Source organism: Micromonospora radicis, from assembly GCF_003583405.1.
GTDB lineage: Bacteria > Actinomycetota > Actinomycetes > Mycobacteriales > Micromonosporaceae > Micromonospora > Micromonospora radicis.
On the sequence record NZ_QXEC01000026.1, the window covers coordinates 39657 to 55143 of the forward strand.

Below are 15487 nucleotides of genomic sequence, written 5' to 3' on the forward strand. Positions count from 1 at the left end.
CGTCCCGGCCCGTGCCGGTCAGATGTCCAGCGAGATGATGCCGTAGTCGTAGGCGTGCCGCCGGTAGACCACGCTCGGCCGGCCGGATTCCTTGTCCTGGAACAGGTAGAAGTCGTGACCCACGAGTTCCATCTGGAAGAGCGCGTCATCGACGGTCATCGGCTCGGCCGGGTGGACCTTCTCCCGGGCGAGGTGCCACGGCTGGTCGTCGTACTCGTCTTCCTCGACCCGCTCGGCGACGGCGGTCGCGGTGCCGGCCGACGTGGCCAGGGCGGGCAGGTCGGTCACCGGTAGGCCGGCGGTGGCGGCGGCGACCGACAGCGGAGCGTGCCGGCCACGGTGTACGCGGCGGCGGTCGGCGGCGCGGCGCAGCCGGGCGTCCAGCTTGGCGATCGCGGCGTCCAGCGCGCTGTAGAAATCGCTGGTGCAGGCCTCGGCCCGGATTACCGGGCCCCGGGAGAAGCAGGTGATTTCCACCCGCTGGCAGTGGTCGGCCTGGCGCGGATTGCGCTCATGAAACAGTTCGACCTCGGCACGGATTAGCTTGTGGTCGTAGCGTTCGATCTTCGCGAGCTTTTCTGCTACGTGCACTCGGTAATGGTCCGGCACTTCAACGTTACGGCCCTTGACCACGATGTCCACGTGACCTCCCTTGTTCGGACGGTCTTTGATCCGAGAACTCCGGTCGCACGTCCGGGGAGGGGTCCCGCTCGGCGTCGACCGGTCAATACGGCTACGCCTCCTCTCACCGCCGGGGGTGGGTGGGATAGCTCTCCTACCCCCGACAGGCAAACGCTAACTCCTGTTGGCCCGACAGTCACCCCCAGTTGCCAAGACCACCAAGGAATTTCCACCGCTCACACACGAAGGGGTGAATTGGAAACACGATGGGTCACCGCTGGTGCCTTTTCTCGGTCGCCGCCAACACCGCCGCCACCGACGGCGACAGTCCGTTCACGTTCAGCGTCCGGCTGATGGCGGCGAGGGTGGCGCCGGTGGTGACGATGTCGTCCAGCAACACCACCGCCGTACCGGACGGCACCGGGCCGGTCCCCGACCGGATCCGGAAGGCGGCCGAGGCCGCCGCCGCCCGGCCGGCGCTGTCCAGCGTGACGGAGTCCGGCCGTGGTGCCGCGCGTACCGGCCGGCGCACCCGCACCGGCCAGCCCGCCGCGCGCAGCCGGTGGGCACAGTGCCGGGTCAGCCGACCGAGGTGGTCGCCGTAGCGGGCGCGAGCCGCCGCCGCGGTGTCCGGCACCGGCACCAGCACCACCGGCCGCGGCGGGCCGATCGCCGCCGCCACCACCTCGGCGAGCAGCGCGCCGAGCGGCCGGGCCAGGCCGTGTCGACCATGGTCCTTGTACGCGAGCAGGGTCTCCCGCAACGGCCCGGCGTACCAGCCGAGGGCGTGGCAGGGCGGTAGTCCCGGTGGGGCGGGCGTGGGGCGTACCGGCCGGGGCCGCAGGGCACCCAGCACGGCCACGCACTCCGGGCAGACGCCGTGCCGCAGGCCGGACCGCTGTCGTCGACAGCCGGCGCACTCCGCGGGCAGCACCAGGTCGGTCAGGTCCGACCACAGCCCGCCCAGCACGGCTGCTCAGTAGAGGAAGAAGGGCGCGGTGGGATCCCCGGCCGGTGGTAGGGCGACGTCCTGGACCTGCTCCCGCACGATCCGCTCGAACGGGCTGTTGCGGTAGATCACCCCGTTGGCCTCGTACATGAACGCCCCGGCCAGCGGAGAGTACGGCGTGGCCGGGTACGCGGCCAGGTGGCTGACCGATGCACCGGCGTCGTCGCGCAGCCGGGTCTCCAGCACACCGTCCACGCTGACGTCGTGGATCGCCGGACGCCCGGCGGTACCGGCCACCAACAGCCGGCCCTCCGCCCACCATTCGACCGCCGTCAACCGAGTCAGGGAGGTGACCAGCCGACGGGCCGGACCGACCGTGGGCACCCCGCCCTGCCAGCTGATCGCGGCCACGTACAGCGCGCCGTCGACGATCAGGGCGATCCGGTGCCCGTCCAGCGCGGCGGCCACCGCGTCGACCCGCCCCGGCAGACCGAGCTGCACCGGCCACATCGCCGCCTGCTCGTCGAAGCGGTACAGCTGGCCGTCTGCGATCACCATGCCGAACAGCTGGTCGCCGTCGTTGCGCAGCCAGACCGGCCGACCGAGCGCGGCGTGCACCGGGCCGGGGGTGAAGTGCTCCACCGTGCCCCGACCCCGGCCGACGCTCAGCCGCTGGCGGCCGTCCCCGGTGGCCACCACCAGGGCGGCCAGGATGTCGTCACCGGCGCGCCGCAGTCCGGCGGAGACCACGTTCCGGTTCGCCTCGGCGGCCACCGGGACCGCGTCCACCGGCTCGTTGGCCACCGCGAGCGCGTGGATCGCCCCCTCGTAGACGCAGAACCGCCGCGCCCCGTCCGGCCAGTCCAACTGGTTGGCCGACCGCTGCTCGCCCAGGTCGACCAGCCGCCGGGACTGGTTGAGAATCTTGATCTCGACGGTGCCGTCCAGCTCCGACAACGACCAGGCCAGCTGGGTGGCGAACTGGTCCAGCCGGGTGTCGTCGGCGCCGGGCATGTCGAGGTTGACCTCCCACCGGCCGTCCGAACCGGTGGCGTTGTTGATCATCTCGGTCCGGTCGGGCAGCCCGGAGACGCCGACCCGCAGCCACTCCGAGGGGCCGGCGGTCAACCAGCGGACCACCTCGCTGACCCGCCGCTCGGGCGGGACCGCCGAGGAGAGGTAGCGCTGGTCGGGCACGAGCCGGTTGCGTTCGGAGTTCCAGAAGTAGATCGACTCGGCCTGGTAGTAGCGGCGCAGCGCGTCGTCGCTGAGCAGCAGCACGTTCGGCGGGTTGCTGACGTAGAAGCCGGCGTCGTCCTGGCCGGCCGGGCCGGCGTTGACCAGCTGGAACTCGTACGTCGTCTCGGTGGCCAGCGGCGGGACGAGCATCCCGTTGGCCCGCAGCAGCCCGACCTGCTGCACGGAGATGGTGACCTTCATGCTGTCGACGTCCGGCGCGATCACCGGGTTGTCGGTGAGGCGGACCACCGACAGCGCCACCTCGCTGCCCTGCTTCGCCTGCAGCCGACCGCGGTCGGCCACCGCGATGAACTGCTTGACCCGCTCGTACGCCCGGTCCGGTTCGCCCGCCGCGGCGGCCAGGAAGTTGCGCACGAACGCCTGGGCGTCGCTGCCACTGGCCTCCCGGTTCGGCGGCTCGCTGCCCCGGCCCAGCGACCAGCTGGTCTCCGCGGCCGGACCGCGCCGCTCGATCTGCACCTCGGACCGGTCGGGGATGCCGCACCCGACCACCCCGGTCAGCAGCAGCACGCCGCCGAGCGCGCCACCGAGCAGACGTCCCCTCACGAGCCCACCTCCGCCCGCCGTTCCGGCACCGGGCCGACCGCGATCGTCCCGTCCGGCGCCGGACCGATGGCCAGCAGGCCACCGGCGGGCACCCCGCCGAACGGCACCGCCGCGTCCGCGGGCACCAGGCGCAGCGGCGAGGTGGTCAGCCGATCACCGGCCCGCGCCGGCAGGGTGAGCCGGAACTGGGCGCCCTGCCCCGGCGCGCCCCACGCCTCCAGCCAACCGCCGTGCAACCGGGCGTCCTCCAGGCTGATCGACAGGCCCAGACCGGTGCCGCCGGTCTGCCGGGCCCGGGACGGGTCAGCCCGCCAGAACCGGTTGAAGACCAACTTCTCCTCACCCGGCTTGAGCCCCACCCCGTGGTCCCGGACGGTCACCGCGACGGCGGTCTCGTCCATCCCCAGGGTGATCCGTACCGGCCGGCCCTCGCCGTGCTCGACGGCGTTGCCGACCAGGTTGCGCAGTACCCGTTCGACCCGGCGCGGGTCGATCTCGGCGATCACCGGCGCGGTCGGCACGTCCAGTTCGATCGCCACCCCGACCCGCTCGGCCAGCCCGGCGAGGCGGTCCACCACCCGGTGCACCACCGGCACCAGGTCGGTCGGCTCGGCGTCGAGCACCGCGAAGCCGGCGTCGAACCGGCTGATCTCCAGCAGGTCGGTCAGCAACTCCTCGAACCGGTCCAGCTCGGCCTGGAGCAACTCGGCGCTGCGGGCCACCGCCGGTTCGAACTCGTCGCGCTCGGCGAAGATCAGGTCGGCGGCCATCCGGACCGTGGTCAGCGGGGTACGCAGCTCGTGCGAGACGTCCGAGGTGAACCGGCGTTGCAGCCGGGACATCTCCTCCAGGCGCAGGATCTGCCGTTGCAGGTTGGTGGCCATCTGGTTGAACGACGCGGCGAGCAGGGCGAGATCGTCCTCGCCGTTGACCGCCATCCGCTGGTCGAGCAGCCCGGCGGAGAGCCGCTGGGCGGTCCGCGCGGCCACCCGTACCGGGGTCACCACCAGCCGGGTCACCAGCGCGGCGAGCAGGCCGAGCAGCAGCACCAGGGCGGCGCCGGTGGCCACCACCGTGGCGCGGGCCTGGGCGGCGGTGGTGTCCTGCAGCGTCAGCGGTACGAAGTAGTAGAGCTCCACCTGGCCGAAACGGGTCGGCACCGGCGAGCCGTAGACCAGGTACTTCATGTCCCGGTCGCCGATGAGGCGGCCGGTGCGGATCTGGTTGGCCACGTTGCCGCCGGCCACCGCCGCCCGCAGTTCCGGGCTGATCAACGGCCGGAAGTCCTCCACCGCGGGCGAGCTGCGCGGCAGGATCATCCCGCCGGTGCCGTCCGCGGTCACCGCGACCACCACCCCGCTGGTCTGCTGCGGGTCGCCGCCGGCCAGGTAGTTGACCGTGCCGTCGATGGTCTCCTGGAGCTGGGCCTCCTGCGGCTGGCTGTAGAGGCTGAACTGCTTGGCCGCGTACTCGGCACCGCTGGTCAGCCGCTGCTGGACGTCGATCTTGGCGTTCTCCAGCAGGATGCTGGTGATCTTGTCTGCGATCAGGTACGCGAAGCCGCCCACCAGCAGGCTCGAGACCACCAGCGTGATGGTCACCACACGCACCTGCAACGAGCGGCGCCAGGTCTGGTGCAGCCCGGCGAACAACCGCAGGGCCCGACCGCTCAACCCACGCCACAGCTCCCGTACGGCACCACGCCGACGGGTCGCGTCGAGATCGGGGATCGGGGAGGTGGTCACAGTGCGACCAGGCTATCCGGTACCCGCCTTGTAACCCACGCCCCGCACGGTGAGGATGATTTCCGGCCGCTCCGGATCCGGCTCGATCTTGGCGCGGAGGCGCTGCACGTGCACGTTGACCAGGCGGGTGTCGGCCGCATGCCGGTATCCCCAGACCTGCTCCAGCAGCACCTCGCGGGTGAAGACCTGACGCGGCTTGCGGGCCAGCGCGACCAGCAGGTCGAACTCCAGCGGCGTCAGCTTCACCTCCTCGCCGTTGCGGCTGACGGTGTGGGCCGGCACGTCGATGGAGATCTGGTTGCCGGGTGGTCCGATGGTGAGCAGCTCGGGGGCGGCATCCTCCCCCCGCCGCAGCCGCGCCCGCATCCGGGCCACCAGCTCCTTGGGCTTGAACGGCTTCACCACGTAGTCGTCCGCCCCCGACTCCAGGCCGAGCACGACGTCGACCGTGTCGCTCTTGGCGGTCAGCATCACGATCGGCACCCCCGATTCCGCCCGAATCGCCCGAGCGACATCAATGCCGCTCATTCCGGGCAGCATCAGGTCGAGCAGGACGATGTCGGGCCGGTTGTCGCGGAACGCGGCCAGGGCCCGTTCCCCGTCCGCCACGAAAGAGGGCATGAAACCCTCGCTGCGCAGGACGATGCCGAGCATCTCGGCGAGCGCGGGGTCGTCGTCGACCACCAGTACCCGGGCTCTCATGGGGTTAATGTTTCCATCCCGTTCAGTTCGGTGGGTTCGGCGTCACCCGGCACGCTACTGCCGTCACGGGCGCCGCGCCCAGCACCGGCGGTTGCAGCACTCACCCGAGCCGCCCCGGCGGGCGGGGTGTCCACCCGGGCACTCGCGCGTGTCAACATGATCCCTGGCCGCGCCCTCGCGCGCCAGAATCCAGTCCTGGACAGGAGTACGCGTGCCCGACGTCGGCTCGACCGCGGCACTCCCTGGCCGCCCACTCACCGTCGGTGAACTGCTCGACTCCGCCGTACTGCTGCTGCGGGGCCACGCTGGTGTCCTGCTCCCGCTCGCCGCGGTGCTGGCCGTCGGCGAGCAACTCCTGCTGCTCCCCCTGCGCACCGCCGTCGGCGCCGATCCGCCGCTGTGGTGGGCGGCCGGGCTCGGCAACCTCGGCCCCTTCCTGTTCCTGCTCGCCGTCGGCGCGGCCGGCGAAGCCATGATCATCATGCTGCTCGGCAATCCGGCCGCCCGCGCGGCCGGTGCCGCGCTGGTCGGTCACCGGATCACCGGCCGGGAACTGCTGCGCCCCACCGGTGCCCGCTGGGGCGCGACCGCCCTGCTCTGCCTGGTCGTCGGCGCCACGATGCTGCTCGCGTCCCTGGCCGGTCCGACCTGGTTCGTCGGCTTCGCCCTGCTCGGCGCGGTGGCTCCGGCGCTGGCGCTCGACCGGGTCGCGCCGGGTCGCGCCCTGCCCCGCGCGGTCACCCTCGCGCTGCGCGTGGACGGCCGGGGCGCGGCCCTGCGGCTGCTCGGCTACCTGCTCTGGTGGATCCTGCGGGTCGGCCTCGGCTGGGGCCTGTTCGTCGGGCTCTCCGCGCTCGGCCCGGTGCCGCCCGACCGGGCCGTGGCCGTGGCCATGCTGATCTGGGCGGCCGTGAACACGGTCGGCTACGCCGCGCTGGCCTGCCTGGACGCGGTCCTGCACCTGGAGACCCGGATCCGCACCGAGGGACTCGACATCCAGCTCGCCCGGACCCCCGTCGGCGTACCGCGGGCCACCCGGCTGGCGGTCCACGGATGAGCTTCGACCGGTGGTGGACCGAGACCACGGCGGCGCTCGGTGACCGCCTTCCACTCCCGCTGGCCGCGCTGCTGCTGGTGCTGGCGACCGCGCTGGCCGCGACCGCCTGGTACACCTACCCCGCCTGGGTGCCCCGCCGGCTGCCGCGTCCACGCCGCAGGCGCGCCCCCCGGCCGCGCCGCCGGCCCACCGCCGGCCCCCCGCCCCCGCCGGCCACCGCCGCCCCCGAATCCGCGACGCCGCAGGTCGACGCCGCCAGGTCGGCCGAGCGGCTGGCCGACCGGCTCGCCGCCGATGGCCGCTACGCGGAGGCCATCCGCGAACGGCTGCGGTCCCTGGTCCACGACCTGGCCCGGCGCGGTGTGCGGGTCCGCCCCGGGATGACCGTCACCGAGATCGTCAGCACGGCCACCGCCCGCCGCCCGGCCGCCGGACCGTTCCTCGCCGCCGCCGCGGCGATCTTCGCCCAGGCCTGGTACGCCCAGCGTCCCGCCACCGCCGAGCAGGACCACCGGATGCGCGAGCACACCACCCGGCTACGGCACCTGCTCGACGGGGAGACCGACGGCACCCCCGTCCCGCCGGGCGGGCCCGATACCGACGCCGCTCCGGCGAGCACCCTCGGGAACCGGCCCGAGGAGCCGGCCCGGTGAACACTCGTACCCGGCGCCGGACCCGCCGCCATCGGATCCTGATCCCGGTGTTGCTGGGCGCGTTGGTGCTCGTCACCACGCTGGTCACCCGCGCGATCGACCAGCCGGCCCAGACCGACGAGGGCTTCCTGTCGCCGGTGGCCACCGGGGACGACGGCGGCAGCCGGTTGGCCGCCGGGCTCGCCGGCCGAGGGGTGCTGGTGCAGCGCGAGGTCGACACCCTCCGGGCGCTGCGGGCCACCCGGTCCGGTCCGGCCACCCTGTTCGTCCCGGCACCGGAACTGCTGCATCCACAGACCGTCGACCGGCTGGGCATGTTGCCCGAGGGCATCCGGTTGGTCCTGGTCGACCCGCCGCGGCGGGTGCTGGCCGGCGCCGGGTTGCCGCTGCGGCCGACCAGTCGACGGTGGGCGGCCCGGGCCGCCGGCCCACACACCCCGCGGCCCTGTCCGCTGGCCGAGGTCAGCCCCGCCGGGACGGTCGCCGTCGAGCGGCAGCGGTACGCCCCGACCGGCACGTCCGGCGCCGTCGATCTCTGCTTCGGGGCCGGGGTGGCCCGGTTGTCCGGCCCGGCGGAGAGCATCGTCGTGGGTGCCAGCGACCCATTCCGCAACAGCCGGATCGACGAGTGGGACAACCGGGCCTTCGCCACCGCCCTGCTGGCCACCACCGGTCGGGTGATCTGGCTGGACCTCGACGGCCCCGCGCCGGCACCACCCAGACTCAGCGTCCCGCCCACCTCGCCGCCGGCCGAACCCGACCTCGACGGCCCGGTCTACGACCCACCCGTCGACCCGGACGAGCAGGGTTCAGGTGGCGTCGAGGAGACGCCGAGTCCCCACGGTGGCGGCGACGCGTCCGGCGGGGCGGGCCGGGAGCAGACCGCCAACCCGCTCTGGTCCGCCTTCCCGCCCTGGTTCTGGGCGTTGCTCGCGCAGCTGGCCCTGGCCGCGCTGTTGGTGGCCGCGGCGCGGGCCCGCCGGTTCGGCCCGCCCACCCCGGAACCGCTGCCGGTGTCCGTGCCCGCGGCCGAGACCGTGCTCGGCCGGGCACGGCTCTACCAGCGGGCGAAGGCCCGGCAGAGCGTCGCCGAGACACTCCGGGCCGCCGCACGGTTCCGGCTGACCCGCCGGCTGCACCTGCCGACCGACGCGCCGCCGACCGACGTCGCGGCGGCCGTGGCCGCCGGCACCGGCGGTCGCCCGGAGCGGGTCCACGAACTGCTCCACGGCGACGCCCCGAGCACCGACCGCGAACTGTTGGACCTGGCCGGCGAGCTGGACCGCACCGCCCGGCACGACGGCGCTACCGGCCGGACCGACCACTCCCGGCAGGCGCCCGCCACGCCGCCGCAACCCCGCTCCGAAGGAGACCCCCGGTGACCCGACCCACGATGACCGCCGATCCGCTCGCCACCGACCCCGCCCGGGCAGCGTTGCACCGGTTGCGCGCCGAGGTCGCCAAGGCGGTCGTCGGGCAGGACGGCGTGGTCACCGGCCTGATCGTCGCCCTGCTCTGCCGCGGCCACGTGCTGCTGGAAGGGGTACCGGGGGTGGCGAAGACGCTGTTGGTGCGTACCGTGGCCGCCGCGCTCGACCTCACCGACCGGCGGGTGCAGTTCACCCCCGACCTGATGCCGGGTGACGTCACCGGCTCGATGATCTTCGACTCCCGCACCGCCGCCTTCACCTTCCGGGAGGGGCCGGTCTTCACCAACCTGCTGCTCGCCGACGAGATCAACCGGACCCCGCCGAAGACCCAGTCCGCGCTGCTGGAGGTGATGGAGGAACGGCAGGTCACCGTCGAGGGCGAGCGCCGCGCGCTGCCCGACCCGTTCATCGTCGCCGCCACCCAGAACCCGGTGGAGTACGAGGGCACGTACCCGCTGCCGGAGGCCCAGCTGGACCGGTTCCTGCTCAAGCTCACCGTGCCGCTGCCCGCCCGGGACGAGGAACTGGGCGTACTGCGCGCCCACCACGCCGGCTTCGACCCCCGGGACCTGGCCGCCGCCGGGGTGCGCGCGGTGGCCGGCGCGAGCGACCTGGCGACGGCCCGCGCGGCCGTCGGTCGGGTGCACGTCGCCGAGCCGCTGCTCGGCTACATCGTCGACCTGTGCCGGGCCACCCGCGCCACGCCCGCGCTGGAACTCGGCGCCTCCCCGCGCGGCGCGACGGCACTGCTCGGCACCGCCAAGGCGTGGGCCTGGCTGACCGGCCGCGACCACGTGGTGCCCGACGACGTCAAGGCGATGGCGCGGCCCACCCTGCGGCACCGGCTGCGGCTGCGCCCGGAGGTCGAGTTGGAGGGCGTCGGGGTGGACGCCGTGCTGGACACGGTGCTGGCCACCGTGCCGACGCCACGATGACGTGGCGGGCGGCAGCCCTGCTCGCGGCCGGCGCGCTGACCCTGCCCGCCTGGCCGGCACCCTTCGTCGGGGTGGCGGTGATGACCGGCGCGGTCCTCCTGCTGATCGGCGTGGACCTGGCGCTGGCCGCGCCGCTACGGGCGCTCACCGCGCACCGCGACGGCGAGCGTTCGGTACGCCTCGGCGGCACCGCCACGGTCACCCTGCACCTACACAACACCTCCGGCCGTACGATGCGCGCCCAGGTCCGCGACGCCTGGGTGCCGTCGGCCGGAGCCCGGCCGGACGTACCGCCGGGCCGGGTGGTGCACGTCGCCCCCGGTGACGTACTGGCGCTGCCCAGCCGGCTGACCCCCACCCGGCGCGGGGACCGGCCCGCGGCGACGCTGACCGTCCGCTCGCTCGGGCCGCTCGGGTTGGCCTACCGCCAGCGCACCGGCCGACCGGACACACCGCCGTGGACCCTGCGCGTGGTGCCCCGCTTCGACGCCCGACGGCACCTGCCGGAGAAGCTGTCCCGGCTGCGGGTGATCGACGGTACGCAGGTCGGTCAGGGACGCGGCGCGGGCACCGAGTTCGACACCCTGCGCGAGTACGTGCCCGGGGACGACGTGCGTTCCATCGACTGGCGGGCCAGCGCCCGCCGGGCCGAGGTGCTGGTGCGGAGCTGGCGACCGGAACGGGACCGGCGGCTGGTCTGCGTGCTGGACACCGGCCGCACCTCGGCGGTTCGGCTCGGCGACGAGCCCCGGTTGGACACCTCGATCGAGGCGACGTTGCTGCTCACCGCGCTGGCGGCGCGCGCCGGTGACCGGGTGGACGTACTCGCCGCCGACAGTGCGGCACGCGCGTCGGTCCTCGGTGCCGAACGACCGGCCCAGTGGCCCCGGCTGGCGCACACCCTGGCCCCGCTGCAACCGGCGCTGACGGAGACGGACTACCGGCTGATCGTCGGTGAGCTGCTGCGCCGGCACCGCCCGCGCAGCCTGGTGGTGCTCCTCACCGCGCTGGAGCCCGGCGCGCTCGGCGAAGGGCTCCTGCCGGTGTTGCCCCGGTTGACCGCGCGGCACCGGGTGCTGGTGGCGGCGGCACAGGATCCGGTGCTGGTCGCGCTCACCAGCACCCCGCCCCGACGGCCCCGGGACGCCTACGCCGCGGCTGCCGCCTGGCGTACGCTCGCCGAACGTGACCGCCTGACGGCAGCGCTGACCCGCCACGGCGTCACCGTCGTCGACGTACCCGCCCCGCGCCTGCCGTCCGCCCTCGCCGACGCCTACCTGCACCTCAAGGCCACCGGTCGGCTCTGACCCGCGCACCGATGCGGCGGTCAGCGGGCGACTTCGAGGTCCACGTCCCCGGCGGCCCCCTGGTCGGTCGGGTGCCCGCGGGCGCGGGCGCCGAGCAGCAGGACGTAGCCGAGGAAACCGAGCCAGGCGCTCGCGCCGACGGCGATCCGCACCATCGCCGGTAGCGGGGCGGGAGTCACGAACGCCTCGATCACCGCCGAGACCGCGAAGAGCCCGACCAGCCCGACGGCGACCACGACGGCGTCGCGTCCGGCCCGGGCCACCGCCTGCCCCCGGGTCAGCTGCCCGGGCGGCGCGATCCACGCCCAGCCGGTACGCAGACCCACCCCGGCAGCCACGAACACCCCGGTCAGCTCCAGCAGGCCATGCGGGGTGATCAGGCCGAAGAAGACGTCGGCCCGACCGTAGGAGACCATCACCCCACCGACCACCCCGATGTTCACCACGTTCTGCCACAGCAGGTAGCCGACCGGGACGATCAGCACCCCGGCGGCCAGGCACTTGGCCGCCAGCCAGGCGTTGTGCGTCCACAGGTGGAAGGCGAACGTCGGCGCGGAGAACTCGGTGTAGTAGCCGGCGAAGCCGGAATCGACGAGTTGGGCGGCTTCGTCATCGCCGATGAACGCCGCCGCGGTGTCCGGATTGTCGGCGACGAAGCCGATCAGGGTGAAGGTGAGCAGGGTGAACCCGGTGGCCACGGCGCACCACCACGGCGCCGCCCGCCAGACCGCTGCGGGGAAGCCGACCAGCACGAACCGGCGTACCGCCGCCCAGGAGAAGCCCGGCCGGTCGGTGAGCCGGGCCCGGGCCCGCAACACCACCTGGGACAGCTCCGCCAGCAGGGCCGGATCGGGCGAGCGGCTGCGCAGCACCGAGAGCTGGGTGGTGGCCCGCTGGTAGAGCGCGACCAACTCGTCGACCTCGGCGGCGTCGAGCCGACGCCGGTCGCAGAGCTGGCCCAGTCGGCGCCACTCCCCACCGTGCTCCGCGACGTACGCGTCGAGATCCACCGCCAGCCACCCCCGTCCGCGCGATCATAGTGTTCACTGTCCGGGTGAGCACAGCACCGGGACCGTCGAGCGCCCCTGCCTGGGGCGACGCCGGCCTGGTCAGCGGCGAGGCGGTGGAGCTGGACGTACGGGCCGCCCGGATCGGCTCCCGGACCCTCGCCCTGGCGCTGGACGTCCTGATCCAACTGGTTTCCGCCCTGGTGCTGGCCGGGGTCGCCGGGCTGCTCCTGGCAGCCGCGCCGTACGGCATGATCGACTTGGCGACGGAACGGGCCCTGCTGACGCTCGGGGCGATCCTGGTGCTGGTCGGCTACCCGGTGCTCTTCGAACGCTTCAACCACGGGCGGACGCCGGGCAAGGCGGCGGTCGGGCTTCGGGTGGTCAGCCTCGACGGCGCCCCGGTGGGGCTGCGCCAGTCGTTGACCCGGGCGCTGGTCGGCGTCGCCGTGGAGTGGCCGGGCCTGGTGCTGCCGCTGCTGTCCTGGGTGGCCGGTGCGGCGGTGATGTTGACCGACGCCCGTGGTCGGCGGCTGGGCGACCTGGTGGCCGGCACGATGGTCGTGCACACCCGCACCGCCACGCGCTGGACTCCCGTACCGGCCATGGTCCCCGTGCTCGCCGGTTGGGCGCGCACCCTGGACCTGAGTCGCCTGGACCCGGGCCTGGCCCTGAGCGTCCGGCAGTACCTGGCCAGGCAGCACCGGTTCGCCGAGCCGGCCCGCGGCGAGTTGGCCCGCCGGCTGTGGGCGGAGGTCGCCGCGGTGACCGCCCCGCCACCACCACCGGGACTGCCGGAACCGGTCTACCTCGCGGCCGTACTCGACGAACGGCACCACCGGGCCCGCCACCGGCTGGCCGCCGAACGCGCACTCGCCGCCCCGCTCTGGCCGCAACTCGACGCGACGGATTGGGACCGCTCGCTCGAACCGGTCACCGCGCCGCCCGCCGTCGGGCCACCCGCCTACGAACCGGCCACCACGCCGCCCGCCCCGTTCACCACACCCGCGCCGCCAGCACCGCCGACCATGCCGGCACCAGCGACCATGCCGGCACCGCCGACCATGCCGGCACCGCCGACCGTGCCGGCACCGCATGCCCCGGCGACCGTGCCGGCACCGGTCGGCCTGCGGCCGGCGGTACCGGGCGGGATGGTCCCGGTACGGCCGGCGGTGCCGGCGCAGGCCACCGCCGCAGTGGCCCGGCCGGGCCCGGACCGGCCTGATGCCCGAACGGCGCCGGTTGCCGGCGTCGAACCGACCCCCGGGAGGCAGTGATGAGAGGTTTCGGGCCGTGGCTGGCGGTGCTCGCGGTGGTGCTAGTGCTCAGCGCGCTGCGGCTGCGCACCCTGGCGGCGATGGTGTCGGTCGGCTGGCTGGTCTGGTGCGTCTGGACCTGGGTCCGGCCCGCTCGCCGCCGCGGCGACCCACGCTGACCCGCCGGCCCCGCCGCGCCGGACGCCCGATGCTCGGACCGGGGGCGGACTCGGCCCGATGCCCGACCGGGGCGGACCGGGGCGGACCGGGGCGGGGCGACCAGAGCTGGACGGGCTGGCCCGGAATGTCGAATCGGGCCGGCCCCGCGGGGCCGGCCCGATTCGACGGGTCGATCAGTAGCGGTAGTGGTCCGGCTTGAACGGGCCCTCCACGGCGACGCCGAGGTAGTCGGCCTGCACCTTGCTGAGGGTGCTCAGCTTGGCGCCGAGCGCGTCCAGGTGCAGCCGGGCGACCTTCTCGTCCAGGTGCTTGGGCAGCACGTAGACGCCGATCGGGTAGTCGGCGGTCTTGGTGTACAGCTCGATCTGGGCGATCGTCTGGTTGGCGAACGAGTTCGACATCACGAAGCTCGGATGACCGGTGGCGTTGCCGAGGTTCAGCAGGCGGCCCTCGGAGAGCACGATGATCGCGTGGCCGTCGTCGAAGCGCCAGACGTCCACCTGCGGCTTGATGTTCTCCCGGGTGACGTCCGAGCGCTTGGCCAGACCGGCCATGTCGATCTCGTTGTCGAAGTGCCCGATGTTGCCGACGATGGCCTGGTGCTTCATCCGGGCCATGTGCTCGTTGGTGATGACGTCGAAGCAGCCGGTGGCGGTGATGAAGATGTCCGCCTGCTCGACCACGTCGTCCAGGGTGGCGACCTGGTAGCCGTCCATCGCCGCCTGTAGGGCGCAGATCGGGTCGACCTCGGTGACCACGACCCGGGCGCCCTGGCCCCGCAGCGACTCGGCGCAGCCCTTGCCCACGTCGCCGTAGCCGAGCACGACCGCCATCTTGCCGCCGATCAGCACGTCGGTGGCCCGGTTGATGCCGTCGATCAGGGAGTGCCGACAGCCGTACTTGTTGTCGAACTTGCTCTTGGTCACCGAGTCGTTGACGTTGATCGCCGGGAAGAGCAGGGTGCCGGCGCGGTGCATCTCGTAGAGCCGGTGCACGCCGGTGGTGGTCTCCTCGGTGACGCCCTTGATGCCGGCGGCGATCCGGGTCCAGCGCTGGCCGTCCTCGGCCAGGGAGCGGTGCAGCACGCCGAGGATGACCGCGTACTCCTCGGAGTCGGCGGACTCGACCGGCGGCACCGCGCCGGCCTTCTCGAACTCGGCACCCCTGTGGACGAGCAGCGTGGCATCGCCACCGTCGTCCAGGATCATGTTGGGGCCGCCCTGCTCGTCGGGCCAGGCGAGCACCTGCTCGGTGCACCACCAGTACTCCTCCAGGGTCTCGCCCTTCCAGGCGTACACCGGGACACCGGCCGGGGCGTCCACCGTGCCCTCGGGGCCGACGACCACCGCGGCCGCGGCGTGGTCCTGGGTGGAGAAGATGTTGCAGGACGCCCAACGGACCTGCGCGCCGAGCGCGACCAGGGTCTCGATCAGGACGGCGGTCTGGATCGTCATGTGCAGCGAACCGGTGATCCGCGCGCCCGCGAGGGGTTGCGCGTCGGCGAACTCACGACGGATCGCCATCAGGCCGGGCATCTCGTGCTCGGCCAGGCGGATCTCCTTGCGCCCGAACTCGGCGAGCGACAGATCCGCCACCTTGTAGTCGCCCTCGGCGAGGGTGCGCGGCCGGGCCTCGGGCGACGTGCCACTGGCGGACGCCGGGAGGGTGCTGGTCATGAAAGCTCCTGTCGGACGATGATGCTGCGCAACCTCCCACCTTACGCGCGCCGCCCGCTTCCGGGCGGGGTGGTTGCGGACAGCGCACGGGGCGAACGGCCGTGGACGTGTGCCGTCCACCTCCGCCCGCCCCGTGCATCCCCCCGGTTTGGTTCCCCCGCGC

The 15487-nt window shown here is 73.7% G+C and carries 14 protein-coding genes; 7 read left to right on the forward strand and 7 right to left on the reverse strand.

Annotated elements, in window-relative coordinates; all coding sequences use genetic code 11:
• Nucleotides 1-18: 18 nt before the first annotated feature.
• From hpf to mtrA, 5 genes are all read right to left on the reverse strand, one after another.
• Nucleotides 19-642, reverse strand: coding sequence for a ribosome hibernation-promoting factor, HPF/YfiA family (gene hpf, locus D2L64_RS22150; protein ID WP_119579137.1), 624 nt, complete (start codon nucleotides 640-642; stop codon nucleotides 19-21).
• Nucleotides 643-892: 250 nt separating this feature from the next.
• Nucleotides 893-1591 (reverse strand): ComF family protein, encoded by a 699-nt coding sequence (locus D2L64_RS22155; RefSeq protein ID WP_119579138.1) that lies wholly within the window; start codon nucleotides 1589-1591, stop codon nucleotides 893-895.
• A gap of 6 nt (nucleotides 1592-1597) precedes the next feature.
• Complete coding sequence (locus D2L64_RS22160) at nucleotides 1598-3376, reverse strand: LpqB family beta-propeller domain-containing protein (protein ID WP_119579139.1); 1779 nt, start codon at nucleotides 3374-3376, stop codon at nucleotides 1598-1600.
• Nucleotides 3373-5121, reverse strand: coding sequence for an MtrAB system histidine kinase MtrB (gene mtrB, locus D2L64_RS22165; protein ID WP_119579140.1), 1749 nt, complete (start codon nucleotides 5119-5121; stop codon nucleotides 3373-3375). The genes D2L64_RS22160 and mtrB overlap by 4 nt, the downstream gene beginning before the upstream one ends.
• A gap of 12 nt (nucleotides 5122-5133) precedes the next feature.
• Nucleotides 5134-5823, reverse strand: a complete 690-nt coding sequence (gene mtrA, locus D2L64_RS22170; protein ID WP_119579141.1) for an MtrAB system response regulator MtrA — start codon at nucleotides 5821-5823, stop codon at nucleotides 5134-5136.
• Nucleotides 5824-6034: 211 nt separating this feature from the next.
• Here mtrA and D2L64_RS22175 point away from each other — a divergent pair, with 211 nt between their 5' ends.
• Genes D2L64_RS22175 through D2L64_RS22195 form a run of 5 tightly spaced genes read left to right on the forward strand, consistent with a single transcriptional unit; the run spans nucleotide 6035 to nucleotide 11205 of the window.
• Complete coding sequence (locus D2L64_RS22175; protein WP_119579142.1) at nucleotides 6035-6880, forward strand: hypothetical protein; 846 nt, start codon at nucleotides 6035-6037, stop codon at nucleotides 6878-6880.
• Nucleotides 6877-7533, forward strand: coding sequence for a DUF4129 domain-containing protein (locus tag D2L64_RS22180; protein WP_119579143.1), 657 nt, complete (start codon nucleotides 6877-6879; stop codon nucleotides 7531-7533). The genes D2L64_RS22175 and D2L64_RS22180 overlap by 4 nt, the downstream gene beginning before the upstream one ends.
• Nucleotides 7530-8915, forward strand: coding sequence for a DUF4350 domain-containing protein (locus D2L64_RS22185; protein WP_199714710.1), 1386 nt, complete (start codon nucleotides 7530-7532; stop codon nucleotides 8913-8915). Before D2L64_RS22180 ends, D2L64_RS22185 begins: the two co-directional genes overlap by 4 nt.
• Before the next feature lie 11 nt (nucleotides 8916-8926).
• Nucleotides 8927-9898, forward strand: a complete 972-nt coding sequence (locus D2L64_RS22190) for an AAA family ATPase (protein WP_119579170.1) — start codon at nucleotides 8927-8929, stop codon at nucleotides 9896-9898.
• Nucleotides 9895-11205: a DUF58 domain-containing protein gene (locus tag D2L64_RS22195; protein ID WP_119579144.1), complete on the forward strand. Its 1311-nt coding sequence runs from the start codon at nucleotides 9895-9897 to the stop codon at nucleotides 11203-11205. The genes D2L64_RS22190 and D2L64_RS22195 overlap by 4 nt, the downstream gene beginning before the upstream one ends.
• Nucleotides 11206-11225: 20 nt before the next feature.
• Here D2L64_RS22195 and D2L64_RS22200 read toward each other — a convergent pair whose 3' ends face one another.
• A complete protein-coding gene (locus D2L64_RS22200) occupies nucleotides 11226-12215 on the reverse strand; it encodes a stage II sporulation protein M (RefSeq protein WP_119579145.1) in 990 nt (329 codons plus the stop codon).
• Between the two features lie 44 nt (nucleotides 12216-12259).
• On the opposite strand from D2L64_RS22200, the gene D2L64_RS22205 reads away from it, so the two are divergent.
• Both D2L64_RS22205 and D2L64_RS27670 read left to right on the forward strand, forming a co-directional pair.
• Complete coding sequence (locus tag D2L64_RS22205) at nucleotides 12260-13489, forward strand: RDD family protein (protein ID WP_233559091.1); 1230 nt, start codon at nucleotides 12260-12262, stop codon at nucleotides 13487-13489.
• Nucleotides 13489-13647, forward strand: coding sequence for a hypothetical protein (locus D2L64_RS27670; RefSeq protein WP_199714712.1), 159 nt, complete (start codon nucleotides 13489-13491; stop codon nucleotides 13645-13647). Before D2L64_RS22205 ends, D2L64_RS27670 begins: the two co-directional genes overlap by 1 nt.
• A gap of 174 nt (nucleotides 13648-13821) precedes the next feature.
• Here D2L64_RS27670 and ahcY read toward each other — a convergent pair whose 3' ends face one another.
• Nucleotides 13822-15324, reverse strand: a complete 1503-nt coding sequence (ahcY, locus tag D2L64_RS22210) for an adenosylhomocysteinase (protein ID WP_119579147.1) — start codon at nucleotides 15322-15324, stop codon at nucleotides 13822-13824.
• Nucleotides 15325-15487 lie beyond the last annotated feature (163 nt).

Bases quoted from the DNA above. Each gene is read 5' to 3' on its own strand.
- ahcY (WP_119579147.1), bottom strand. From the start codon at position 15,324: ATGACCAGCACCCTCCCGGCGTCCGCCAGTGGCACGTCGCCCGAGGCC.
- mtrA (WP_119579141.1), bottom strand. From the start codon at position 5,823: ATGAGAGCCCGGGTACTGGTGGTCGACGACGACCCCGCGCTCGCCGAG.
- D2L64_RS22195 (WP_119579144.1), top strand. From the start codon at position 9,895: ATGACGTGGCGGGCGGCAGCCCTGCTCGCGGCCGGCGCGCTGACCCTG.
- D2L64_RS22180 (WP_119579143.1), top strand. From the start codon at position 6,877: ATGAGCTTCGACCGGTGGTGGACCGAGACCACGGCGGCGCTCGGTGAC.
- D2L64_RS22190 (WP_119579170.1), top strand. From the start codon at position 8,927: ATGACCGCCGATCCGCTCGCCACCGACCCCGCCCGGGCAGCGTTGCAC.
- D2L64_RS27670 (WP_199714712.1), top strand. From the start codon at position 13,489: ATGAGAGGTTTCGGGCCGTGGCTGGCGGTGCTCGCGGTGGTGCTAGTG.